17 protein-coding genes and 4 pseudogenes are annotated in these 23,371 nt (G+C 60.7%); 16 read left to right on the top strand and 5 right to left on the bottom strand.

What is annotated here, in order from left to right; all coding sequences use genetic code 11:
- The 3 pseudogenes from D3872_RS22390 to D3872_RS27565 all read right to left on the bottom strand — a co-directional run.
- Nucleotides 1-854 (bottom strand): annotated as a pseudogene (locus D3872_RS22390) (IS91 family transposase); the annotation flags it as partial.
- 8 nt (nucleotides 855-862) lie between these two features.
- A pseudogene (locus D3872_RS22385) lies at nucleotides 863-1,728 on the bottom strand (tyrosine-type recombinase/integrase).
- Between the two features lie 1,767 nt (nucleotides 1,729-3,495).
- Nucleotides 3,496-3,573, bottom strand: a pseudogene (locus tag D3872_RS27565) (SEC-C metal-binding domain-containing protein); the annotation flags it as partial.
- Between the two features lie 215 nt (nucleotides 3,574-3,788).
- On the opposite strand from D3872_RS27565, the gene D3872_RS22375 reads away from it, so the two are divergent.
- Both D3872_RS22375 and D3872_RS22370 read left to right on the top strand, forming a co-directional pair.
- The gene (locus tag D3872_RS22375) at nucleotides 3,789-4,655 is read left to right on the top strand and encodes a tyrosine-type recombinase/integrase (RefSeq protein ID WP_119809001.1); all 867 of its coding nucleotides are present in this window, start codon (nucleotides 3,789-3,791) and stop codon (nucleotides 4,653-4,655) included.
- A gap of 8 nt (nucleotides 4,656-4,663) precedes the next feature.
- On the top strand, nucleotides 4,664-5,845 hold the full coding sequence (locus D3872_RS22370) for an IS91 family transposase (RefSeq protein ID WP_119809002.1): 1,182 nt from the start codon (nucleotides 4,664-4,666) through the stop codon (nucleotides 5,843-5,845).
- Between the two features lie 769 nt (nucleotides 5,846-6,614).
- Here the strand turns inward: D3872_RS22370 and D3872_RS22365 are convergent.
- Nucleotides 6,615-8,285: an electron transfer flavoprotein-ubiquinone oxidoreductase gene (locus D3872_RS22365; protein WP_119812852.1), complete on the bottom strand. Its 1,671-nt coding sequence runs from the start codon at nucleotides 8,283-8,285 to the stop codon at nucleotides 6,615-6,617.
- A gap of 9 nt (nucleotides 8,286-8,294) precedes the next feature.
- Entirely contained in the window at nucleotides 8,295-9,479 is a 1,185-nt protein-coding gene (locus D3872_RS22360) for an acetyl-CoA C-acyltransferase family protein (protein WP_119812851.1), read from the bottom strand.
- A 338-nt stretch (nucleotides 9,480-9,817) separates the two neighbouring features.
- Between D3872_RS22360 and D3872_RS22355 the strand changes: the two genes are divergently transcribed.
- The 14 genes and pseudogenes from D3872_RS22355 (at nucleotide 9,818) to D3872_RS22305 (ending at nucleotide 22,944) form a co-directional block, all read left to right on the top strand.
- Nucleotides 9,818-11,194 (top strand): IS4 family transposase, encoded by a 1,377-nt coding sequence (locus D3872_RS22355; RefSeq protein WP_119809467.1) that lies wholly within the window; start codon nucleotides 9,818-9,820, stop codon nucleotides 11,192-11,194.
- Between the two features lie 176 nt (nucleotides 11,195-11,370).
- Nucleotides 11,371-12,554 (top strand): annotated as a pseudogene (locus tag D3872_RS22350) (lipid-transfer protein).
- Nucleotides 12,555-12,569: 15 nt separating this feature from the next.
- Nucleotides 12,570-12,866: an acyl-CoA dehydrogenase family protein gene (locus D3872_RS26810; protein WP_229459480.1), complete on the top strand. Its 297-nt coding sequence runs from the start codon at nucleotides 12,570-12,572 to the stop codon at nucleotides 12,864-12,866.
- Between the two features lie 133 nt (nucleotides 12,867-12,999).
- Nucleotides 13,000-13,782, top strand: a complete 783-nt coding sequence (locus D3872_RS26805) for an acyl-CoA dehydrogenase family protein (RefSeq protein WP_229459479.1) — start codon at nucleotides 13,000-13,002, stop codon at nucleotides 13,780-13,782.
- A gap of 340 nt (nucleotides 13,783-14,122) precedes the next feature.
- The gene (locus D3872_RS22340) at nucleotides 14,123-15,253 is read left to right on the top strand and encodes an acyl-CoA dehydrogenase family protein (protein WP_119812850.1); all 1,131 of its coding nucleotides are present in this window, start codon (nucleotides 14,123-14,125) and stop codon (nucleotides 15,251-15,253) included.
- Nucleotides 15,254-15,290: 37 nt separating this feature from the next.
- Nucleotides 15,291-15,746 carry a MaoC family dehydratase gene (locus D3872_RS22335; protein WP_119812849.1) on the top strand — a complete coding sequence of 152 codons (456 nt, stop codon included), beginning with the start codon at nucleotides 15,291-15,293 and terminating at the stop codon, nucleotides 15,744-15,746.
- Between the two features lie 29 nt (nucleotides 15,747-15,775).
- A complete protein-coding gene (locus D3872_RS22330) occupies nucleotides 15,776-16,687 on the top strand; it encodes an SDR family NAD(P)-dependent oxidoreductase (protein ID WP_119812848.1) in 912 nt (303 codons plus the stop codon).
- A gap of 29 nt (nucleotides 16,688-16,716) precedes the next feature.
- Entirely contained in the window at nucleotides 16,717-17,844 is a 1,128-nt protein-coding gene (locus D3872_RS22325; RefSeq protein WP_119812847.1) for a CaiB/BaiF CoA transferase family protein, read from the top strand.
- A gap of 7 nt (nucleotides 17,845-17,851) precedes the next feature.
- On the top strand, nucleotides 17,852-18,721 hold the full coding sequence (locus D3872_RS22320) for an SDR family oxidoreductase (protein WP_119812846.1): 870 nt from the start codon (nucleotides 17,852-17,854) through the stop codon (nucleotides 18,719-18,721).
- 53 nt (nucleotides 18,722-18,774) lie between these two features.
- Nucleotides 18,775-20,463, top strand: a complete 1,689-nt coding sequence (locus D3872_RS22315) for an AMP-binding protein (RefSeq protein WP_119812845.1) — start codon at nucleotides 18,775-18,777, stop codon at nucleotides 20,461-20,463.
- Between the two features lie 95 nt (nucleotides 20,464-20,558).
- On the top strand, nucleotides 20,559-21,263 hold the full coding sequence (locus tag D3872_RS27165; RefSeq protein ID WP_274381760.1) for a class I adenylate-forming enzyme family protein: 705 nt from the start codon (nucleotides 20,559-20,561) through the stop codon (nucleotides 21,261-21,263).
- An 8-nt stretch (nucleotides 21,264-21,271) separates the two neighbouring features.
- Nucleotides 21,272-21,805 (top strand): AMP-binding protein, encoded by a 534-nt coding sequence (locus D3872_RS27560; protein WP_370660987.1) that lies wholly within the window; start codon nucleotides 21,272-21,274, stop codon nucleotides 21,803-21,805.
- Nucleotides 21,802-22,125, top strand: coding sequence for an AMP-binding enzyme (locus tag D3872_RS26795; RefSeq protein ID WP_229459478.1), 324 nt, complete (start codon nucleotides 21,802-21,804; stop codon nucleotides 22,123-22,125). The genes D3872_RS27560 and D3872_RS26795 overlap by 4 nt, the downstream gene beginning before the upstream one ends.
- A 24-nt stretch (nucleotides 22,126-22,149) precedes the next feature.
- Nucleotides 22,150-22,944 (top strand): enoyl-CoA hydratase-related protein, encoded by a 795-nt coding sequence (locus D3872_RS22305; RefSeq protein WP_119812844.1) that lies wholly within the window; start codon nucleotides 22,150-22,152, stop codon nucleotides 22,942-22,944.
- Nucleotides 22,945-23,371: the final 427 nt, after the last annotated feature.

Genomic DNA, 23,371 nt, shown 5'->3' with positions numbered 1-23,371 from the left:
CCTTCCAACGAAATGTCACGCCCGCGCTCGTCCATGGCGACAAGCCGCCGGTTCGAGATTGCGACTCGATGCGTGTAGCGGGACAGGTAGGCCAGCACCGCCTCGGGCCGGCGAACGACGTTTGGCGTAGACCACCCACTCGCAACGCCGCAGCGGCGCCATCCAGCGCGCGAAGGCGGTCGGTTCCGTCAGTGCCGCATGCTCGCCGAGGAAACGTAACTGGCCGGCGCGATGGGCCGCGCCCAGCGCTTCGAGGAAGCGCCGCCGGAACAAGCGCGAGAGCACGCGCACCGGCAGGAAGAATCCCCGCCTGCAGGCGACCCAGCGCTCGCCGTCCTGCGACAGGCCGCCGCCGGGGACGATGCCGTGCACATGGGGATGGTGGGTCAGCGCCGAACCCCACGTGTGCAGCACCAGTGTGGCGCCGATGCGCGCGCCCAGGTGCTTGGGATCTGCGGCGATGGTACACAGCGTCGCGCCGCGAGCTCGAACAGCAGTCGGTAGAGTACGCTTTTGTTGTGCCAGGCGAGCGCGGCGACCGTCGCCGGCAGGGTGAAGACGACATGATAGTACTCGACCGGCAGCAATTCGTTGCGGCGCGCTTCAAGCCAGCGGCGCGCGGCGCCGGCCTGGCACTTCGGGCAGTGGCGATTGCGGCAGGAGTTGTAGGCGATGTCGACGTGTTCGCAGGTGTCGCAGCGCAGCGCGTGCCCGCCCAGCGCCGCGCTGCGACACTGCTCGATGGCCGACATGACCTTGAGCTGGCCCAGGCTCAGGTGTCCGCGTTGGGCTTGTCGCCAGGCCGGACCGTGGGCGCGGAAGATGTCCGCGACCTCCAGGTCGGGGTGCTCCATGGCGCCCCCTATGCCGGCTGCAAGGTGTCGAGCGGGCTGATTACTTCGCGCAATAGATCGGTGGCGACCTGGGCGTACAGCGCGGTCGTGTCGAGCCGCTTGTGGCCGAGCAGGGTCTGGATCACCCGGATGTCGACCTTCTGCTCCAGCAGATGGGTGGCGAAGCTGTGGCGCAAGATGTGCATGGACACGCGCTTGTCGATGCGCGCCAGGTCGGCGGCGGCGTGGATGGCGCGGTTCAGCTGCCGTACGCCGAGCGGTCGACGGGATTCTGTCCGGGGAACAACCAGCCGCCGTGCAGGATCTTGCCTTCGGCACGTGCCGTCCTCCACCAGGCACGCAGGCAGTCGAGCAGCGCCGGCGACAGCATGGCGTACCGGTCCTTGTGCCCCTTGCCTTGTTCCACGCGCAAGACCATGCGCCCGCTGTCGACATCGGTCACCTTGAGCCCGACCACTTCGCTTGCGCGCAGGCCGGCGCCGTAGGCGACCGACAATGCCGCCCGGTACTTGGGACTGCACGCCGAGGCGATCAGGCGCGCGGCTTCGTCCCGACTGAGCACTTGGGGAAGTTTGCGGGGAACCGGTACGGGATGCATCCTGGCCATCAGTTCGGGATGGTGGACGGTGACTTCGAAAAAGAACTTCAATCCGGTGATCGTCACGTTCAGGGCGTTCGACGTGAAGCCTTGTTCGACCAGGTGCAATTGGAACAAGCGCAGATCCTCGCTCGTGGCGGTGTCGGGCGGGCGGCCCAGGAAGGCGGCCAGCCGCCGCACGTGCAGCAGGTAGGCCGATTGGGTCTTGGGTGCGAGCTTGCGCATCCGCATGTCGTCGATCATGCGTTGGCGCAGCGGGGTGATGGCTTGAGTCATGATGCTGCTCCTGTTGGAATGAGGCCGATTGCCTCATTAACCAACATAGGAAACAGTTTAGAATTGCATCAGAAACCCCTGTCGACGACGACCCGCCGGCAGCGCCGAAGCCCAACTACCGCGCGAGCGGTTTAGTCCTTCGACCCATAGGAGCCGGTCGCGAGACCAAGTTGCCTGCCTGAAACGGGGACGCTAGCGTTCTGCTTCGTCCATACGCTTGTTGGGCGCCGGAGGAGAGCCTCGCCACTTGGTCTGCAGCACAGGCCCGAGTGTTGGCCCCGCCTTAGCGAAAAGGTGCGTCGCAAGGCGTTCACAGTACACGCTTGCCAGTGCGGGTTGATCGAGCGCGGCCAACTGGACAATGTCCGGTGCGGCGGCCAGAAACTCAAGCAGTTTCGCCTTTGTCGACTTGGAGTAGGTCTCCATAAGAAAGTCGTACATGTCGAGCGCCGTCTTGCTCGTACTACTTCTCGAGACTTCGCCGAAGAAGGTATCAGAGTGCCTTTTCCAAGCAGCTAACTCTGCGTCTGATAGCGGCGCCCGAAAGAGAATTCCGCGCCCGTCGATGGAGGTGGCGCCGCAGAAAGCAATCTTTTCCTGTTCATTAACGACCGCCGAGGTCAGGATGCATTCAACTTCGGTGCCGTCGTCGCCCGGCACTATATACTTATTGCCAATAAGCAGCCGGCTCTTAGAGTCGACGAAGGCAAGTTCAGGATTCTCGCCGTCGAAGGTGGATGGGATCTCGGAATGCTTTTGAATCGACGTGAGCAGACCATGCATTTCGATGTGATTCTGACGGCTGGTAATGGCGTCGCGTAGCGAGGAAAATGCGTGGTCGAGCTTGAAATCCTCGATGTGGAAGCCGTCGGCCAGCACCAGCTGTCGCCATTCGATGCTATCGAGATGATGATCCCACGGCGCGTTGGTTAAGAAGACGTAGGCAGGCGGCAGTCGTTGGGCTTGAGGATCAACGGTTTCGAAGCGTCGCAACAAGTCGAAGGCGCGCTGCACATATGGCGGTATGTTTTTGCTATTTGATGGGTCGGGGGTGTTCATGTCGATGAACACAATGCGAGTGTAGCTGGCGGTCTTGTTGAGCGCGCGCACGAGCTGTCGTGTGATGCGCCCACTTTCCGAGCGCTTGGCTTCAACGGAAAACTGCTTTCCAGTGCGCGTGTTTGTCGCGGTGAACTCACAGTGGGAGGTACTCCGGTCGTCTTCGTTTTCGAACTTGAGTTCGAACCCAGCACGCACGAGCTTGGCGGCCACGTGGACCTCGTAGCACGCACCTGGGAAAAGTTCAGCGTTGCGAATACGCTGAATCAGCTTTGCCTGCAGCTCGGCGTTGTGATCGAGCGCATACAGGTCGTAGGCTAGGTTCATGTAGGCCCCGACCGCTCCGGTCATCCGCGCAGTCGCGACCTTTCCCGGCTCCTTGATGGACAGCCGTTGCTGTTCGCAGAGCTTGTGGTACCAAACCAAGATCGGGTGCCGCTGGTCGAGCGGCTTCAATAGTTCAGCGTTACCCCACTCTGTGCCGAGGGCAGAGACGATATAGTTGATGAGGAAGTCGTGAAAAGTCTTCCACTTCTGCGAGTAGTGCAACCGGTTCTTGACGGCAACGATTTGATAGCCGTCCATCTTCGCAGCGATGATCGGTCTTCCAAGGCCTTGCTGCACGGTTCGCTGGTGTTCTTGCGCTTCGTGGCGCGCGCGCATGGCGGGAACAGCAGCCATCACGTTGGCGATGTGCTCGAGGTGTTCGATGTCCCCATGGCACTTCTTATATTTCTTCCCACTGCCGCAAGGGCAAGGCTGATTGCGCCCGACACTGGCCAAGACCCGTTCTCCTCTCTAAGCTGCCGCCTGTTCAGTGGACAGCCGCAAAGCCGACTCTCGACCGACTGTTTGTGGCCGAAGGACTAAACCGCTCGCGCGGTAGTTGGGCTTCGGCGCTGCCGGCGGGTCGTCGTCGACAGGGGTTTCTGATGCAATTCTAAACTGTTTCCTATGTTGGTTAATGAGGCAATCGGCCTCATTCCAACAGGAGCAGCATCATGACTCAAGCCATCACCCCGCTGCGCCAACGCATGATCGACGACATGCGGATGCGCAAGCTCGCACCCAAGACCCAATCGGCCTACCTGCTGCACGTGCGGCGGCTGGCCGCCTTCCTGGGCCGCCCGCCCGACACCGCCACGAGCGAGGATCTGCGCTTGTTCCAATTGCACCTGGTCGAACAAGGCTTCACGTCGAACGCCCTGAACGTGACGATCACCGGATTGAAGTTCTTTTTCGAAGTCACCGTCCACCATCCCGAACTGATGGCCAGGATGCATCCCGTACCGGTTCCCCGCAAACTTCCCCAAGTGCTCAGTCGGGACGAAGCCGCGCGCCTGATCGCCTCGGCGTGCAGTCCCAAGTACCGGGCGGCATTGTCGGTCGCCTACGGCGCCGGCCTGCGCGCAAGCGAAGTGGTCGGGCTCAAGGTGACCGATGTCGACAGCGGGCGCATGGTCTTGCGCGTGGAACAAGGCAAGGGGCACAAGGACCGGTACGCCATGCTGTCGCCGGCGCTGCTCGACTGCCTGCGTGCCTGGTGGAGGACGGCACGTGCCGAAGGCAAGATCCTGCACGGCGGCTGGTTGTTCCCCGGACAGAATCCCGTCGACCCGCTCGGCGTACGGCAGCTGAACCGCGCCATCCACGCCGCCGCCGACCTGGCGCGCATCGACAAGCGCGTGTCCATGCACATCTTGCGCCACAGCTTCGCCACCCATCTGCTGGAGCAGAAGGTCGACATCCGGGTGATCCAGACCCTGCTCGGCCACAAGCGGCTCGACACGACCGCGCTGTACGCCCAGGTCGCCACCGATCTATTGCGCGAAGTAATCAGCCCGCTCGACACCTTGCAGCCGGCATAGGGGGCGCCATGGAGCACCCCGACCTGGAGGTCGCGGACATCTTCCGCGCCCACGGTCCGGCCTGGCGACAAGCCCAACGCGGACACCTGAGCCTGGGCCAGCTCAAGGTCATGTCGGCCATCGAGCAGTGTCGCAGCGCGGCGCTGGGCGGGCACGCGCTGCGCTGCGACACCTGCGAACACGTCGACATCGCCTACAACTCCTGCCGCAATCGCCACTGCCCGAAGTGCCAGGCCGGCGCCGCGCGCCGCTGGCTTGAAGCGCGCCGCAACGAATTGCTGCCGGTCGAGTACTATCATGTCGTCTTCACCCTGCCGGCGACGGTCGCCGCGCTCGCCTGGCACAACAAAAGCGTACTCTACCGACTGCTGTTCGAGCTCGCGGCGCAGACGCTGTGTACCATCGCCGCAGATCCCAAGCACCTGGGCGCGCGCATCGGCGCCACACTGGTGCTGCACACGTGGGGTTCGGCGCTGACCCACCATCCCCATGTGCACGGCATCGTCCCCGGCGGCGGCCTGTCGCAGGACGGCGAGCGCTGGGTCGCCTGCAGGCGGGGATTCTTCCTGCCGGTGCGCGTGCTCTCGCGCTTGTTCCGGCGGCGCTTCCTCGAAGCGCTGGGCGCGGCCCATCGCGCCGGCCAGTTACGTTTCCTCGGCGAGCATGCGGCACTGACGGAACCGACCGCCTTCGCGCGCTGGATGGCGCCGCTGCGGCGTTGCGAGTGGGTGGTCTACGCCAAACGTCCGTTCGCCGGGCCCGAGGCGGTGCTGGCCTACCTGTCCCGCTACACGCATCGAGTCGCAATCTCGAACCGGCGGCTTGTCGCCATGGACGAGCGCGGCGTGACATTTCGTTGGAAGGACTACCGTGCCAAGGATCAGATGCACAAGACGATGACGCTCGGCGCCGACGAGTTCATGCGCCGGTTCCTGCTGCATGTCCTGCCCAGCGGCTTCCACCGGATCCGGCACTACGGGCTGTTCGCCAACGCGGGACGCAAGGCCAACCTGGCCAGGGCGCGCGCATTACTGCGCGTCCCGGCGCCCGCCGTCGACACACAGCCTGTCGAGCGCAATTCGACGATGTTCATTTGCCGGCACTGCGGCGCGCCGATGGCGATCACCGCCATCTTCTTGCCGATCAAAGCAATTCAGGCACCAGCACGGCACCAGGGAGCACCTCCATGAGCGACAACGACAACATAGGCTTGCGCCACAAGCGCGTCGACCGTCGGCCAAAACCGATGCGGAGCTCCTTTGCCTGTCCTGCCGCAGCGTCTCAATTTCAATCGATTAACCACCGAACAGGCGACGCCCCCCGTGACCGTTTCAGGTCTTATATACGCCATCGATGCCAACTCGCCCGCTCCAACTGGCACCTTCCCAGCCAACGGCGCCGGTCAAATCGCCATAGCCTATGACAAAGGCTGACGACAACTAAACTTCCCGCGGTTTCCTCCTTCGGGGCTTGCCCAACGCCGGCCGGGAACGCTTGCGCGCATCAATTCAGGTCTGTGGAAGCGGCCGACATCGGACAACCCTTAACGACAGCGGTCGTTCAGAACGGCTCAGTGTAAGGGGAATGTTGTCCTCCTAGCAAGCCGGAGGTTTTGTTAAGCACGCTGAGATGGCGCGTCTCCCCTTCGCTGTCCTTGACTCGCCGAACCGACGGAGCCACCTTTAAATCTTTACGCTTTTACATGATAAGAGACTTTGGAATGCAGCTCAGTAATTTCTACCCACAAAGCAGAAATCCCCGAAAGACGGGGATCCCAGGGGGATCCCAGCGAAATATTCTACAACCTGTTCTCCGGTGTAAGTCAGAAAGGAATTGTCTCACCGATTCTCAAGGGATTGGCTTAACCCGCATTTCGAAATAGGCGCGGGTTTTTTCGTGCCCCGAATGCGCAACCTCATGCGACACACCTTCGGTACTCTTCAACATGGTTTCCCCAGCTTACATGTTCGCGTAGTTCGGTCCGCCGCCACCTTCCGGTGTGACCCACACGATGTTCTGGGTCGGGTCCTTGATGTCGCAGGTCTTGCAGTGCACACAGTTCGGCGCATTGATCTGCAAGCGATCTTCGCCGGCGTCGGTCTTGATGAACTCGTACACGCCGGCCGGGCAGAAACGCGCTTCCGGTCCGGCATACTTGTCGAGATTGACCTCCACCGGCACCGCCGCATTTTGCAAGGTCAGATGCGCCGGCTGGTCTTCGCCATGGTTGGTGTTCGAGATGAACACCGACGACAAGCGATCGAAGGTCAGCTTGCCGTCTGGCTTCGGATAGGCGATCGGCGTGCAATCCCTGGCCGGCTTCAGGCATTCGTGGTCCGCATGGGTGTGACGCAAGGTCCACGGCGCCTTGCCTTTGAACAGCACCTGGTCGATGCCAACCATCAAGGTGCCCAGGTACAAGCCCTTGCTCATCCACGGCTTGAAGTTGCGCGCCTTGTACAATTCTTCATGCAGCCACGAGCGATGGAAAGCGGCCGGATAATCAACGAGTTCGTCATGCTGCCGTTGATGGGAGAGCGCGTCGAATGCCGCTTCAGCGGCCAGCATGCCGGTCTTCATCGCCGCATGGCTGCCCTTGATGCGCGACGCATTGAGGAAACCGGCGTCGCAGCCAATCAAGGCGCCGCCCGGGAAAGTCAGTTTCGGCAAGCTCTGCAGGCCGCCAGCGGTGATCGCCCGTGCCCCATACGACAGGCGTTTGCCGCCTTCGAAGAACTTGCGGATTTCCGGATGCGTCTTGTAGCGCTGGAATTCCTCGAACGGCGACAGGTAAGGGTTTTCATACGCCAAGCCCACCACATAGCCGACGGCGACCTGATTGTTGTCGAGGTGATACAGGAACGAGCCGCCATAGGTACTGCTATCGAGCGGCCAGCCGGCGGTGTGGATCACCAGACCCGGCTGATGCAGCCTGGGATCGATTTCCCACAATTCCTTGATGCCGATGCCATAGGTTTGCGGGTCCTTGCCTTCATTCAAGTTGAACTGCGCCAGGAGCTGCTTACCCAGGTGGCCGCGCGCACCTTCGGCGAAGAAGGTGTATTTCGCATGCAGTTCCATTCCGAGCTGGAAGGCATCGGTCGGCTGGTCATCCTTGCCGATGCCCACATTGCCGGTGGCAACACCTTTGACCGATCCATCCTCGTGGTACAGCACTTCGGCAGCGGCAAAGCCGGGGAAGATTTCCACGCCCAGCGCTTCGGCTTGCTGGCCGAGCCAGCGCACCACATTGCCCAGCGAAATCACGTAATTGCCATGGTTCTGGAAGCAGGCAGGCAACATCCAGTTCGGGGTCTTGATCGCTTTCTTTTCGGTCAGGAACAGGAAGCGGTCTTCGGTAATGGGAACGTTCAGCGGGGCACCGAGTTCTTTCCAGTTGGGGAACAGTTCACTGATGGCGATCGGGTCCATCACGGCGCCGGAGAGGATATGGGCACCGACTTCGCTGCCTTTTTCCAGCACGCAGACGGCGACCTCAGTTCCCTTTTCCGCTGCCAGTTGTTTCAGGCGGATGGCAGCCGACAAGCCGGCCGGGCCGCCGCCGACGATGACGACGTCGTATTCCATCGCGTCGCGCGGTCCGTATTGTTCGAGGAGCTCTTTATTCATGGCCAGGAATTAGATTCGTTCAAAAATCGCCGCGATGCCTTGTCCGCCGCCGATACACATCGTCACCAGCGCATAGCGCCCGCCGATACGCTGCAATTCATGCAGGGCCTTGACGGTGATGATTGCGCCGGTGGCGCCGACCGGATGACCGAGCGAAATGCCAGAGCCGTTCGGATTGACCTTGGCCGGATCGAAACCGAGTTCATCCTGCACCGCGCACGCCTGTGCCGCGAAGGCTTCGTTCGATTCGATCACGTCCAGATCCTGAACAGAGAGGCCGGCGCGTTCCAATGCCTGACGGCTGGCCGGTACCGGGCCGATGCCCATGTACTTTGGATCGACGCCGGCAAAGCCGTAGCTGACCAGGCGGGCCAGCGGCCTGGCGCCACGACGCTCGGCGACAGATGCCTCCATCAGCACCAACGCAGCGGCGCCATCGTTGATGCCCGACGCATTGCCTGCGGTAACGGAACCACCCTTCTGGAACGCGGCGCGCATGGTCGCCAGCTTCTCGGCACTGGTATCGGCACGCACGTGTTCATCGGTATCGAACACCACCGTGCCCTTGCGGGTCTCCGACGTGAGCGGCAGGATCTGGTCCTTGAAGTAACCGGCAGCAATCGCGGCGGCAGCGCGACGGTGCGATTCCGCTGCGGCGGCATCCTGCTGTTCGCGCGAGATGCCGTAACGCGCAGCGACATTCTCGGCGGTCACGCCCATGTGGATTTGATGGAAGGGATCGTGCAGCGACGCGAGCAGCGTATCGACCAGGGCGCTATCGCCCATGCGCACGCCCCAGCGTGCGGCCGGCATCAGGTGCGGTGCACGGCTCATCACTTCGGCGCCGCCGCCGATAGCGATCTCGGCATCGCCCAGCAGGATGCTTTGCGCCGCCGTAATCACTGCCTGCAGGCCGGAGCCGCACAGGCGGTTGAGGGTCAGGGCCGGTGCGTTTTCCGACACGCCGCCATTGACCGCGGCCACGCGTGCCAGATACAAGTCCTTCGCCTCGGTCTGGATCACGTTGCCGAACACGGTATGTCCGACTTCGTCGCCGGAAACGCCGGCGCGGGAGAGCGCTTCGCGCACCAGGCGTGCGCCCAGCCCGGTCGGTGAAAATTCCTTCAGGCTACCGCCAAATGTGCCGATGGCGGTACGCACGCCGCTGACGATGACGACTTCACGCTGTTTCATTTCGGTTTCCCTTCTCATTGCATGTGGTGATCATGGTTGGCAAAGTCGGAGCGATCCGTGCCGGATATATTTCTGTGTATAAAAGGTAAGGCGGACGCCAGCAGCAGGTCGCCACCCTTTCCGGGGGGGATTGAGGCGAGGGAGTGAGAGTGCAGGCGGGTAATTGCGCTATTTGATACCAGGCAACGCCGTCCTTGCCCACTTGCATTCCCCCCTACGAAATAGCTGAGGATTACCCACAAATTTTGCATAGCGTTCTCGATGGTATGCAGAAAAGCGTTGTAAACAACAAAAAACGATGTTAACTTTCTAGCCATCAATAATTGCGATGCATACCCTTGTCTCAGGAAATCGAAAACGATTGGGCAATCGACGAGTTCGGCGCAGCCGACTTGGGCGACGCACGCCGGACCGCTCGACTGGTCGCGCTGGCACGCCAGTTGGCCAAGAGCCCGCATTGTTCGTTTCCGCAGTCGCTGTCGCAGGCCCAGCTCAAGGCCGCTTATCGTTTTTTCGACAACGAGGAGGTCGACACGGATGGCATCCTGACTTCGCACATTGGACAGACGCTGGCACGCATGCGCGAAGTGCCAGTGATTCTGGCAATCCAAGACACGACCGAATACAACCTGACGCATCTGCCAGCCACCGAGGGATTGGGCTACTGCACCCACAAACACGTGAGGGGATTCTTCATGCATAGCATGCTCGCGCTCACGCCGGAAGGCTTGCCCTTGGGTGTTCTGGGACTGAAGACGTGGGTGCGGCCTCTGGCGCAGTTGGGTAAGAAAGCATTGCGCAAGAAGTTGCCGATAGATGAGAAGGAGAGCGTCAAGTGGATCGAGGGTTTGAACCACATGACGGCGCTCAAATCCCAATGTCGTGGGACGCAAATCGTGGGAGTGTGCGATCGCGAGGGCGATCTGTACGACGTGTTTGTTGCAGAGCGCAGTCCCGATGTGGAGTGGTTGGTGCGCGCGGCCTGGAATCGCCGAGTGAACCACCCCGAAGCTTACTTGTGGGAAGCGATGCAGTCTGTTGCGCCGATGGGAACAACGTCGTTGCGTATACCTGAGCGCGGGAAGAGAGCCGAACGCACTGCGCAGATGGCAATACGCTGCGCCCCGGTACGCATTCGCAAACCGAAGAGCTGCAAGGTCAAAGGGCTGGCCGAGGTAGATGCATATGCGATTTGGGCCATCGAAATTGACCCGCCGCAAGGACAGGACCCGATCGAATGGATGTTGCTCACTTCGGTAGCGACCCACACCATGGAGCAGGCACTGGAACGTCTGTCTTGGTATGCGCGCCGCTGGACGATTGAAACATGGCACCGAGTACTCAAGAGTGGTTGCCAGATTGAGGCGCGGCAGTTTGGCGATGTGAAGCGCTTCATCCGCGCTACCGCCCTGTTTGCCGTCATCGCTTGGCGAATTCTTTACGCCACACTGTTGGGGCGACTGGATGCGGATGTTTCCTGTGAAGTGTTGTTGCAGCGTTTCGAGTGGCAAGCCTTGTATTGTCGGACGCACGCCGTTAGCAGCGTTCCGCAACAGCCGCCCACCTTGGGAGAAGCAATACTGTGGATCGCCAAGCTGGGCGGCTACCTCGGGCGCAAGCGAGACCGTCCTCCCGGCATGACAGTGCTTTGGCGAGGATTCCTGGCTCTGCATGAAATTTCGCAGATGTACCTTATCTTTCGGAAGAATGAATGATTTCATAGTCAAGGAATTTGTGGGTAATCCTCAGTACGAAATAGGGGGGCGGTATGCCGTCCTCACGCCTATCGTTCATACACTGACCTCACTCGGCCGAGGACATGTTTCTTTTTGGCCAGACGGATATTGTTGGCATACTTGCCAGTGAGGGGATCGAAACCAAAGGAGAAGATATGACGCAGAAGGTTGTGGTTGCCGGTGTCGGCATGATATTCCTTCAAAGAAGCCCGGCCAGACGCGAAACTTTACCGGTGATGGGCGCACAGGCCGTACGCGCGGCATTGGCCGATGCCGGCGTGGGGTATGAATCGATCCAGCAGGCTTTTGCCAGCTATATTTATGGCGATTCGACCTGCGGCCAGCGTGTGCTGTACGACGTCGGCATGACCGGTATTCCTATCGTCAATGTCAACAATAATTGCTCCAGCGGCTCCACCGCTATCTATCTGGCACGCCAAGCGATTGCCAGCGGCGAAGTGGACATCGTACTGGCCGTCGGTTTCGAGCAGATGAATCGGGGTGCGCTGGGTTCGAATTTGCCGACAAGCCGAATCCGACTGAATTGTTCATGCAGCAGTGCGACATCCTTCTCGGGCAACAGGATATTCCCCCGGCACTACGCATCTTCGGCGGCGGCGGCGTCGAGCACATGAAGCGCTTCGGCACACCGCTGGAAACCTTTGCCAAGATCCGTGCGAAAGCCAGCCGTCATGCTGCCAACAATCCGATGTCGGTATTCCGCAAAGTCTTGACGACCGAAGAAGTGCTGGCCGACCAGGTCGTATGGCCCGGCGTGATGACCCGACTGATGGCGTGCCCCCCGACCTGCGGCGCAGCGGCAGTCGTCTTGTGCAGCGAAGACTATGCGAAGAAGCACGGCCTCGATTCGCGGGTCTGGATTGCCGGTCAAGCGTTGACCACCGACGGCCCGGAAACCTTTAACGCCGGTGACATGCGCAACATCGCCGGTTTTTCCATGTCGCGCGCAGCAGCCAGCAAGGTTTACGAGCAAGCTGGTATCGGCGCCGAAGACGTTAATGTGGTTGAACTGCATGACTGCTTCGCGCACAACGAGCTGCTCACCTATGAAGCGCTCGGCCTGTGCCCGGAAGGCGGCGCACAGAAGTTCGTTGACGATGGCGACAACACCTACGGCGGCAAATATGTGGTTAATCCCTCCGGTGGCCTGCTGTCGAAGGGACATCCGATCGGCGCCACCGGCCTGGCGCAATGCACGGAACTCGTGCAGCAACTGCGTGGCAAGGCCGACCGGCGTCAAGTAGAAGGCGCGCGCATCGCGCTGCAGCACAACGTCGGCATCGGCGGTGCGGCGGTGGTCACCATGTATCGCATTTAAGCAGAGGGTAGCGCAATGGATTTTCAACCCGATTCCGGACTTGAAGCCTTCCGTCAGGAAGTCCGGCAATTCCTGCAAACCAGGGTGCCGGCTGAGCTGAAAGGGCTGCCGCGCAGCACGCGCTCGCGGCGCGAAGAAGTCATGCGCTGGCAGAAGGTGCTCAATGCGCAAGGCTGGGGCGCCCCGTACTGGGCCAGGGAACATGGCGGTACCGGCTGGTCGGTGCCGCAGATCCTGGTATTCGACGAGGAATGCGGCGCCGCCGGCACACCGTCGCAGGATCCCTTCGCGCAAAATTGCTGGGCCCGGTGATGAATCAGTTCGCCTCCCCGGCGCAGAAGGCCGAGCACATGCCTGCCATCTTCAACGGCGAGCGCCTGTGGTGCCAGGGCTTCTCGGAGCCGGGTTCCGGTTCCGACCTGGCATCGCTGAAACCCGGGCCGAATTGGCCAAGGGCGTCGACGGCGATCACTACGTGGTCAACGGCCAGAAGATCTGGACCAGCTATGCGCACGAGTCGGACTGGATCTTCCTCCTGGTGCGCACCAATCCCGATGTGAAGAAGCAGACCGGGATCAGTTTCCTGTTGGTGGACATGAAAACGCCCGGCATCACGGTGCGCCCGATTCGCAGCATCGACGACGCGTGTCACCTGAACGAAGTTTTTTTCGACAACGTGCGGGTGCCGCTGAAAAACCTGGTCGGCGCCGAAGGGCAGGGCTGGAACATCACCAAGTTCTTGCTCAATAACGAGCATGCGACGACCGCCGACCTGCCGGTGCAGAAGCGCTATATGCAGCAATTGCGACAACTGGCGACGGCGCAGCGTGTTGGTGGCGAGCGTCTGATCGACCGCGCGGAGTTTGCACTGAAGCTGGCGCGCCTGGATGCCGAACTGCAGGCACTCGGCATGTTCGTGCAGCGCGTGGCCAAGATGGAGCAGGAACACCATCCTGCCTCGCATGTGCTGGGCTCGATGCTGAAGATTCGCGGGACCGAATTGCAGCAGAAAATCAGCGAGGCGATGGTCGAAGCGCTGGGCGACTATGGCGCCGTCGCGTATCCCGATCCGCATGAGGAACTCGATCCGGCACAGCCCTTGTTGCCTTTGCAGGAAGTCGCACGCGGCATGGCCAACAATATGTTCTTCCATCGCGCATCGACCATCTATGGCGGCACCAGCGAAGTACAGCGCAGCATCATCGCCAAGATGCTGTTCCAACTTTAATACCCAGGACAGATTTGACATCCTCCCCTTCGCAAACGGAAGGGGATTCCCACTGCTGGCGTCTGATGCCCCAGACGGAAGCCGGACTGAAAGTAGCCCAGCTTCTTATTCAATCCGCAGGATATCTCTCGACCTCGCCTAAAGGCGACTGCGGATCGGAAAAAACGGTACAGGTGACTCATGCCCCAGCGCGTAATCGCTTACTGCTGCACTTATGGAGTTTGACAGTGAACCAACAACAAAGTTCAATACATTTTTTCACTTGGACGGCCGCGGGCGCTACGCGCCCGGCTCCTTTCACTCCCAGCCCTGAAGGACAGGGTTTCTTGGAGCAGTTCTGATGAATTTCAATCTGAATTCGGAACAACAGCTATTGCAGGACAGCGTGCGCCGCTACGTCGACAAGGCGTACGGCTTCGAGACGCGCACTGCGCTGGTCAATGCAAAGCAGGGCGGTAGTGCCGGCAACTGGCAAACATTTGCCGAGAACGGCTGGCTGATGGCCGCCTTGCCGGAAGAGTACGGCGGTCTGGGCGGTTCCTTGATTGACACCGCGATCATCGCCCAGGAATTGGGGCGTGGCCTGGTGCTGGAACCCTACCTCGGCTGCGCCGTGCTCGCTGCGCAAACATTGGTGGCCGGTGCCACGACCGCACAGAAGGAGCGCCTGCTGCCGCAGCTCGCCGACGGCTCCTTGCGCATTGCGCTTGCTTACAGCGAGCCGGAATCTCGCGGCATGCCTGAGCCGGTGTTGCTGCGCGCGGAAAAGAGCGGCGACGGCTATGTGCTGCAGGGCCGCAAGTCGCTCGTGCTGGGCGCCAGGGATGCGCAGCAGTTCATCGTCTCGGTCCAGGTCGCGGGATCGAAAGAGATCAAGTTGCTGCTGGTCGACGCCAACAGCGCGGGCCTGAAGCGCCAGGCATTGCCGCTGCATGATGGGACCTGGGCCGAAGAACTGACCTTCGACGGCGTGCAAGTCGGCCCAGACGATGTGATGGAAGGCGGCCTTGCCGCGCTGCGTGCCGGCCTGGCACAGGGCATCGTCACGCTGTGTGCGGACCTGGTCGGCGCAATGGAAAAGACCATCGAGCTCACCGCCGAATACCTGAAGACGCGCCAACAGTTCGGCGTGCCCATCGGCAACTTCCAGGCGCTGCAGCACCGCATGGCGGACATGGCGGCGGAGATGGAGCTGGCGCGCTCGATGTTGCATGCAGCGCTGGCCTCGGTTGCGAACGATGATGAGGCAAGCAGGCAAAAGACACTGTCGGCGGCCAAGGCACTGGTGTGCCGTGCGGCGAAATTAGTGTGCGGCCAGGGGATCCAGTTGCACGGCGGTATCGGCATGACCGAAGAGTACGCGGTCGGCCACTACTACAAGCATGCGATCGTCGCTGACCTGCTATTGGGCAGCAGCGATCGGCACGATGCAGTGTGCGCGGCAGCGTTGCAAGACGAAATGCGCGCGTAAGCCGTATCTATTTTTTTAACGATTGAATGAGTCATCCATGAAGAGTTACGAAACCATCAATGACCTGCAAAACCTGGTAGGAGAACAGGTCGGCACCAGCGACTGGCTCACGATCGACCAGGCGCGCATCAACACCTTTGCCGATGCGACCAGCGACCACCAATGGATCCACGTCGATGTAGAACGGGCAAAATCCGGTCCGTTCGGCGCGCCAATCGCACATGGCTTCCTGACCCTCTCCCTGTTGCCGGCCTTTTTCGCGACTGCCTTCGAGATCCGCAGCTTCAAGATGGGTGTGAACTACGGCCTGAACAAGGTCCGTTTCCTGAAACCGGTGCCGGTCAACAGCCGCCTGCGTGCCCATATCAAGTTGCAGTCGTGGGAGCCGATTGAAAATAGCGGCGCACAAATGATCTTCGAAATGTCGGTCGAGATGGAAGGCGCAAGCAAGCCTGTCTGCGTCGCAGAATCGATCCTGCGTCAATTTGATTAATTTTTAAATTTTTATTCTGGAGAAAAAGCATGACGATTCGTTTTGACAACCGTGTGGCGATTGTGACTGGTGCGGGTAATGGCTTGGGCCGTGTGCACGCTTTGGGCCTGGCCGCCCGTGGCGCCAAGGTAGTAATCAACGACTTTGGCGGCGCGCGTGACGGCAAAGGCGGCTCTTCCGAAGCGGCGCTGAAGGTGGTCGAGGAGATCCGTGCCGCCGGCGGTACGGCAATTGCCAACGGCGCCAATGTGACCGACGTCGAACAGGTCAGGGCGATGGTCGAACAGACCATGGCCGAATTCGGCCGCGTCGATGTGCTGATCAATAATGCAGGCATCCTGCGCGACAAGACGCTGTCCAAGATCGACATGGCCGACTTCCAGGCCGTGGTCGATGTGCACTTGATGGGTTCGGTGTACTGCACCAAGGCGGTATGGGACATCATGCGTGAGCAAAACTACGGCCGTGTCCTGATGACGAGCTCGGCATCCGGCCTGTTCGGCAATTTTGGCCAGTCCAACTATGCAGCAGCCAAGATGGCAGTGGTCGGTTTCATGAACGCCCTCTCGCTCGAAGGCAAGAAGAACGACATCCGCGTCAACGCCATCGCCCCGGTCGCGGCAACCCGCATGACGAACGACGTGCTGCCGGAAGCCATGCTCGAGCGCATCAAGCCGGAACAAGTGACGCCAGCTGCCTTGTTCCTGGTCAGCGAAAACGCGCCGACCAAGACCATCCTGTCCGCCGGCGGCGGCGTGTTCACTGCGACCCAACTCATGGACACTGCGCCGGTGTACATCTCTGACAAGGAATTGTCGCCGGAAGCCCTGGAAGCGAACTTTGCGAAGATCGCCGACTGGAGCAACGCACGTGCCTATGCGGACTCCAACGCGCAGGTGCAAGCCCTGATTGAAGAAGCCATTAAGTGCATGCAGGCTTAAGCCAACCGAATTTCATCATGGGGATAAGCATGACTCGAACTCACAGCGGGCCCCTGGCAGGCTTGCGCATTCTGGAAATCGCCGGAATCGGCCCGGGGCCGTTCTGCGGCATGTTGTTGGCGGACATGGGCGCCGATGTGGTGGTGGTTGACCGCCTGCAGGCCGGCGCGGAAGATCTTGACATCGGCAAGCACGCGATCCAGAACCGCGGCAAGCGTTCGATCGCAGTGGATCTGAAAACCGCAGAGGGCGTCGAGACTGTCCTGAAGCTGGTGGAAAGCTGCGATGCGCTGCTCGAAGGCATGCGTCCCGGCGTGATGGAACGCTTGGGTCTCGGACCGGATGTGTGCCTGGCACGCAATCCGAAGCTGGTCTTTGGCCGCATGACAGGCTGGGGCCAAACGGGTCCCTTGTCGCATGCCGCCGGCCATGACCTCAACTACATCGGCTTGTCGGGCGCATTGTGGTGGTCCGGCCAGCCCGGCGAAGCACCAATGCCGCCGCCCAGCCTGGTCGGCGATATCGGCGGCGGTGCGATGTACCTGGCGGTCGGCGTGCTGGCTGGCGTGATGAGTGCGCGTGCGACAGGCAAGGGCCAGGTGGTCGATGCGGCCATCGTGGACGGCAGCGCCCACATGATGAACCTGATGCTGGGCCTGAAGTCGGCCGGCGAGTTGCCGAACGAACGTGGGCGCGGCATTCTCGACGGTCCGCACTGGTATCGCAGCTATCGTTGCGCGGATGGGAATTTCATTACTGTGGGCTCGCTCGAACCACGTTTCTATCGCATCCTGCTGGACAAGCTCGGCCTGGCCGACGACCCCGGCTATGCGAACCAACATGATGTGAATGCCTGGCCGCGGCTGCATGAGCGCTTCTCCGTACTATTCTCAACGCGCACGCGTGACGAATGGTGCGCCTTGCTGGAAGGTAGCGATGCCTGCTTTGCACCGGTATTGAATCCGGACGAGGCGGCGGCGCATCCGCACATGGTTGCCCGCGATGTTTACAGCACTATTGATGGTGTCTTGCAGGCGAATCCGGCACCCCGTTTCTCCAGTACGCCATTGGCGCAGCCTGGCCCCATCCCGCGGCGCGGCCAGGACGCCAGGGCAGTGCTGGACGATTGGCTAAACGACTGCTCATGTCGAGATTGAGAATCGCGTGAATTACGAATCAATTTTCAAGCCGGACTTGTTTGACGGCAAGGTCGTCATCGTGACGGGAGGCGGCAGCGGCATTGGCCGTTGTGCTGCGCATGAGCTCGCATGGTTGGGAGCGCATGTTGTTATCGTTGGCCGCAATCCCGACAAGTTGGCAAAGGTGAGGGCAGAGATCGAGGCCGAAGGTGGTCGCGTTTCCTCGCATGCGTGCGATATTCGCGACGAGCTTGCGGTGGGCGCCGTTGTCGAAGCGGTACTGGCAGAGCAAGGTCGCATCGATGGCCTGGTCAACAATGCCGGAGGGCAGTATTTTTCGCCAATCAAGGACATCTCGACCAAGGGATTCGACGCGGTAGTGCGCAGCAACCTCGTCGGCGGTTTCATCTTCATGCGCGAGGTCTACACGCGCTGGATGGAACAGCATGGCGGGGCTATCGTCAACCTCACCGCCGACATGTGGAACGGCTTGCCAGGTTTTGCTCATTCGGGCGCGGCCCGGGCCGGAATGACCTCGCTGACCGAAAGCGCAGCTTGCGAGTGGGCGGCTGCCGGCGTGCGCGTGAATAGCGTGGCACCGGGCATGATCGCTTCCAGCGGCTTCGATAACTATACCGGCGATGCCGTTGCAAAGATTCTCGAATTTCCCAAGGCAGTGCCGGTACAACGCTACGGCACGGTGTCCGAGGTATCGGCGGCCATCGTGTTTCTGCTGTCGCCGGCGGCGGCATTCATCACCGGTAGTTGCATCCGTGTCGATGGCGGCGGGCCGAACGCGCGGAGCTCCTGGAAACTGCAGGAGCATGAAAAGAGCATTCCGTTTGACGGCTTTCACCTTGACGCGTTGCCGGATTTGCTGAAGAACGAACGCTAACGAAGACTGGCTTTACATGGCGCGCTGTCGAAAAATTATAAGAGGAGACGATCTTGAACGACAATAACCTGGTTACCCTGGTCCACCGCTTCCTGCACTGGGAACGGACCCAGCCTGAAGCAATTTATCTCACCGAGTCCATGCCTGACGGGCGGGTCGTGGACTATACCTGGAAGGAAGTCGGCGATCAGGCGCGGCGCATGGCGGCCTACCTGCAATCGCTCGATCTGCCCCCGCAAAGCGCCATCTCGATTATCGGCAAGAACAGCGCACACTGGATCATTGCCGATCTCGCGATCTGGATGGCCGGGCATGTTTCGGTGCCGCTGTATCCGACCGTGAATGCCGACACCGCGCAATACGTTTTCGAGCACGCCGATACGCGCGTGGTGATTGTCGGCAGGCTCGACGGCAAGGCGGACGCCTGGAACGACATCCAGAAAGTTGTGCCGCCGAATGTGCCAATGATCGGCCTGCCGCTGTCGCCCTCCTTGCCGACGGTACGGCAATGGGAGACCATCGTTGCCGAGGTACAACCGCTGCAAGACGTGCAGCTGCCGTCACCGGATCAGCTTGCCACTATCATCTACACGTCGGGCAGCACCGGCCGGCCCAAGGGCGTCATGCACAGCTTTGGCACGATCCTGGCCTACGCGACGGGGGCCGGGGAGTTTTGCAGCTTCACCCCAAGCGATCGCGTGCTGTCCTACCTGCCGCTGGCGCATACGGCTGAGCGTTCCTTCGTCGAATCGAATTCCTTGTGCCACGGCTTCCGTGTCTACTTCAACGACAGCCTGGCGACCTTCGCGCAGGACTTGCAGCGCGCACGTCCCACGGTCTTCATCTCGATGCCGCGCTTGTGGACCAAGTTTTACCAGGGCGTGTGCGCCAAGCTGCCGCCCGCACAGCAGGAGCTGCTCGCCACCCAATCGCCGCAAGCCGATGCCATGAAGAAGCAAATCCTGACCATGCTGGGACTGGACGCCACCCGGATTGCCTTCACTGGATCGGCGCCGCTGCCGCACGAGATCACCAACTGGTATCGCAACCTCGGCCTGGAGCTGTTGGACGTGTATGGCATGACGGAGAACTTCTCGTACTCCCATTACAGCCGCCCGGGCCAGGTCCGGCCGGGCTATTCGGGACAGGCGCTGCCGGGGGTGGAATGCCGCATTGCGGACAATGGCGAGATTCTGCTCAAGGCGCCCACGATGATGCTGGGCTATTACAAGCAGGCCGAACTGACGGCGGAAAGCATGACGGAAGACGGCTTCTTCAAGACTGGCGATCGGGGCGAACTCGACGAAATCGGCCGCTTGAAGATCACTGGCCGCGTCAAGGAAATCTTCAAGACCAGCAAGGGCAAGTATGTCGCGCCCGCGCCCATCGAAAACAAGCTCGGCCATCCGAAGGTGGAAGCGGTATGCGTGACCGGGCCGGCCTTCCCGCAGCCTTTTGCATTGTTGATGCTCGGCCTCGAGGCGCGCAAGGAACTGCAAGATCCGCAAGCCCGCGAAAAGCTGCAGGCGGAATTGCAGGGCATGCTCGACCGCGTGAACGCCATGCTGGAAGGCCATGAAAAGCTGGCCTTCGTGGTCGTGGTGAAAGACTTCTGGACAACCGACGCCGGCTTCCTGACGCCCACCATGAAAATCAAGCGCAGTGTCATCGAGGAACGCTATCTGCCCAAGGCGCAGGGCTGGGCAGATATAGGCAAGACGGTGATCGTCGAAGGGGACTAATACGCTGCGCCTGTGCGCACCGGAGTCCTTGCTGCTGCAAAGGTGCGCGCAGCGCACCCTACCTTCAACACCAAGAAATATAGCGGAGACAAGCGATGAAAATAAACTTCGCACAGGTAATGAGCCAAGTTGCGATGCACCATGCCGACAAAGAGGCGCTAGTCAACATTGAGCGCATGCGCCGCTTTACGCATCGCGAGTTGCATCTATTTACGAACCGCATCGTGAACATGATGCGCGAGCGCCTGCAGTTGCGCCGCGGCGACGTATACCTGTGCATCCTCGAGAACGACAACCTCTCCATGCTGCACACCTGGACTGCGCTCAAGGGCGAAGCGGCTGCAGCCTGGACCAATTTCCGCGACTCGATCGATGAACACCGCTGGCAGGTGGAGTTCATCAAACCGAAAGTGGTGTTCCTGGAGAATGCACTGCTGGATCGCTATGTCGACATGCTGCACGAGCGCGGCGTGACTGTCGTCTGCATGGACCCTCCAGCAGCCGCACGCGACGGATTGCACTACTTTTACGATTTGCTCGAAGGCGTCTCCGATGCCGATCCCAGCGTTGAAAGCGACTCTACCCGCGACATCCTGATCTACCGCTTCACCGGCGGTACCACCGGCAAGAGCAAGTGCGCGCAGTACACGATGGACAACTGGCTGGCATGCCGGGATGCGTTCTATGCGGAGAACGAAGCGGTATTCGACGCCGATTCCCGCTACCTGCACATGGCGCCCATCAGCCACGGCTCGGGCTTGGGCATGCTGCCGACCCTGTTCAAAGGGGCTGTACGGTAACGCAGAACGTGGCGGACCTGAAACAATGGTGCCGCAATCTGGAGGCAGAGAGAATCACGATGTCAGGGCTGGTGCCGACGCTGTTGTACTGGCTCCTCGATCTGCCGGAGGCCAGCAGTCATGACCTCTCGGCGCTGCGTACCGTCTACTATGGCGCCGCGCCGATGAGTCCGAGCAAACTCAAGCAACTGCAGGACCGTTTCGGCAACATCTTCCTGCAGATCTACGGTTCGACCGAATGCCTGCAGCCGGCGACCACGCTGTGCAAGGCTGATCACATTGGCGCCGACCCCAAACGCCTTGCTTCGGCTGGCAGGGTGTCCCTCACCGTCGAATTGCGCGTCATGGACGAAGCCGGCAATCCGCTTCCGGCAGGGGCGACGGGAGAGGTCTGGATTCGATCCCGGGCGACTATCTCCGGCTACTTCAATAATCCGAAGGAACGGCGGCCGAATTTTGCAATGGCTTCTGGAAGTCGGGCGATCTTGGCTATCTCGACGAACAAGGCTTTCTCTATATCGTCGACCGCAAGAAGGACATGATCATCAGCGGCGGCTTCAACGTCTATGCGGTCGAAGTGGAGGCGGCGCTCAATTCCCATCCCGCCGTCGCCATGTCGGCCGTGGTGGGCGTACCGCATGAGGAATGGGGCGAAGCCGTACATGCCGAAATCGTGCTGAAGGCCGGTACAGCGGCAGCTGTGGACGACTTGATCGATCACGTGAAGGGCAGCATTGGCCGGTTCAAGGTGCCCAAGACGATTACCTTCGTCGACGCCTTGCCGCTGAGCGTCGTCGGCAAGGTACTTCGGCGCCAGGTGCGAGAAAAGTACTGGAAGGACCAAACAAGGCAGGTCGCTTAATTATCGCAGCGGAGAAGTGAAGGCATGGATTTCGAATCAATCCTCGTAGATGTGGCGGATGGCTTGGCGGTGCTGATGCTGAACCAGCCGGCGATACACAATGGCCTGGACGAGCACGTCTGCCTTGAAATCATGACAGCGCTTGATCGGTTGATCATGCGTGATGACGTTCGCGCTTTGATTCTGACCGGGGCAGGCAAGTCATTTTGCTCCGGCGCCAAGCTGGGCGATCCACCCGCCGGGAACGGTGCATCCGTCGGTCAGCGCGGCGCACAGATGATGGAGGAACGGTACAACGCCGTCGTCCTTGCCCTGCAACGATTCCCGTTCCCCATCGTCGCTGCACTCAACGGCGCAGCGGTTGGGGCCGGTATCAGCCTTGCCTTGTCTGCCGATATCGTGCTTGCCGCTCGCTCCGCCTACTTCCTCGCACCGTTCCTGCCGCGCCTGGGTATCGTGCCCGATATGGGCGCGACCTGGTACTTGCCGCAGCATATAGGACGTGCACGGGCAATGGGCTTGATGTTGCTCGGCGAGCGCCTGCCTGCGGATAAAGCGCTTGAATGGGGATTGATCTGGTCGTGCGTTGACGACGAGGCGCTGATGCATGAAGCCAGGAGTGTCGCGCGGCGCCTGGCAAAAGCGCCCGCACACAGCACACTCGAAGCCCGCCGGGCCCTCGATGCCGCCGCCGCACAAGGCCTTGCGGCGCAACTCGATTACGAAAAGGAACGGCAGCGCAAATTGCTTGACCTGCCTTCCTTCCGGGAGGGCCTACAGGCGTTTCTTGAGAAGCGAGAGCCGATTTTCGAAAGGTAAGGGCACATTGTGTGCCTATGCCGTCGTTCACAAAGTGCTGGATTTCGTGCTGCGCAGCCCTCCCGTATCGGTGCCGCTCTGCCGTTTTCCCCTCTCAAAAAGAGGGGTGAAATGGTCGGCGATGCATTGAATACTATTCAATACTAACCGGCAATTTTGCCCATCAGGGGAGCTCTGGCGTATCCCCAATGGGTTTATGAAATGGAATTGAAATGAGCCAATACCAACCTCCTTTAAGCGACATCAGCTTTTGCTGAACCATGTCTTTCCGCTCAGCGCACATGCGAGCGCATGTAAACTGGACCTCGATCTCGACACCGCACTTGCTGTTGTCGAAGAAGCGGGAAAACTGGCAGCAGGCCGTCTCGACCCGATCAATCGTACGGGCGATATGGAAGGCGCACGATGGACCGATTCCCAGGTCACG

Source organism: Massilia cavernae (assembly GCF_003590855.1).
GTDB classification, from domain to species: Bacteria; Pseudomonadota; Gammaproteobacteria; order Burkholderiales; family Burkholderiaceae_D; genus Telluria_A; species Telluria_A cavernae.
This window is presented reverse-complemented; position numbering and strand designations above follow the sequence as displayed.

Excerpts from the sequence above, each read along its gene's own strand:
- D3872_RS22330 (WP_119812848.1), top strand. The coding sequence starts at position 15,776 with ATGACGATTCGTTTTGACAACCGTGTGGCGATTGTGACTGGTGCGGGT.
- D3872_RS22335 (WP_119812849.1), top strand. The coding sequence starts at position 15,291 with ATGAAGAGTTACGAAACCATCAATGACCTGCAAAACCTGGTAGGAGAA.
- D3872_RS22360 (WP_119812851.1), bottom strand. The coding sequence starts at position 9,479 with ATGAAACAGCGTGAAGTCGTCATCGTCAGCGGCGTGCGTACCGCCATC.
- D3872_RS22370 (WP_119809002.1), top strand. The coding sequence starts at position 4,664 with ATGGAGCACCCCGACCTGGAGGTCGCGGACATCTTCCGCGCCCACGGT.
- D3872_RS22305 (WP_119812844.1), top strand. The coding sequence starts at position 22,150 with ATGGATTTCGAATCAATCCTCGTAGATGTGGCGGATGGCTTGGCGGTG.
- D3872_RS27165 (WP_274381760.1), top strand. The coding sequence starts at position 20,559 with ATGAAAATAAACTTCGCACAGGTAATGAGCCAAGTTGCGATGCACCAT.
- D3872_RS26795 (WP_229459478.1), top strand. The coding sequence starts at position 21,802 with ATGATCATCAGCGGCGGCTTCAACGTCTATGCGGTCGAAGTGGAGGCG.
- D3872_RS22340 (WP_119812850.1), top strand. The coding sequence starts at position 14,123 with ATGAATTTCAATCTGAATTCGGAACAACAGCTATTGCAGGACAGCGTG.
- D3872_RS22325 (WP_119812847.1), top strand. The coding sequence starts at position 16,717 with ATGACTCGAACTCACAGCGGGCCCCTGGCAGGCTTGCGCATTCTGGAA.
- D3872_RS22375 (WP_119809001.1), top strand. The coding sequence starts at position 3,789 with ATGACTCAAGCCATCACCCCGCTGCGCCAACGCATGATCGACGACATG.
- D3872_RS26810 (WP_229459480.1), top strand. The coding sequence starts at position 12,570 with ATGGATTTTCAACCCGATTCCGGACTTGAAGCCTTCCGTCAGGAAGTC.
- D3872_RS22365 (WP_119812852.1), bottom strand. The coding sequence starts at position 8,285 with ATGAATAAAGAGCTCCTCGAACAATACGGACCGCGCGACGCGATGGAA.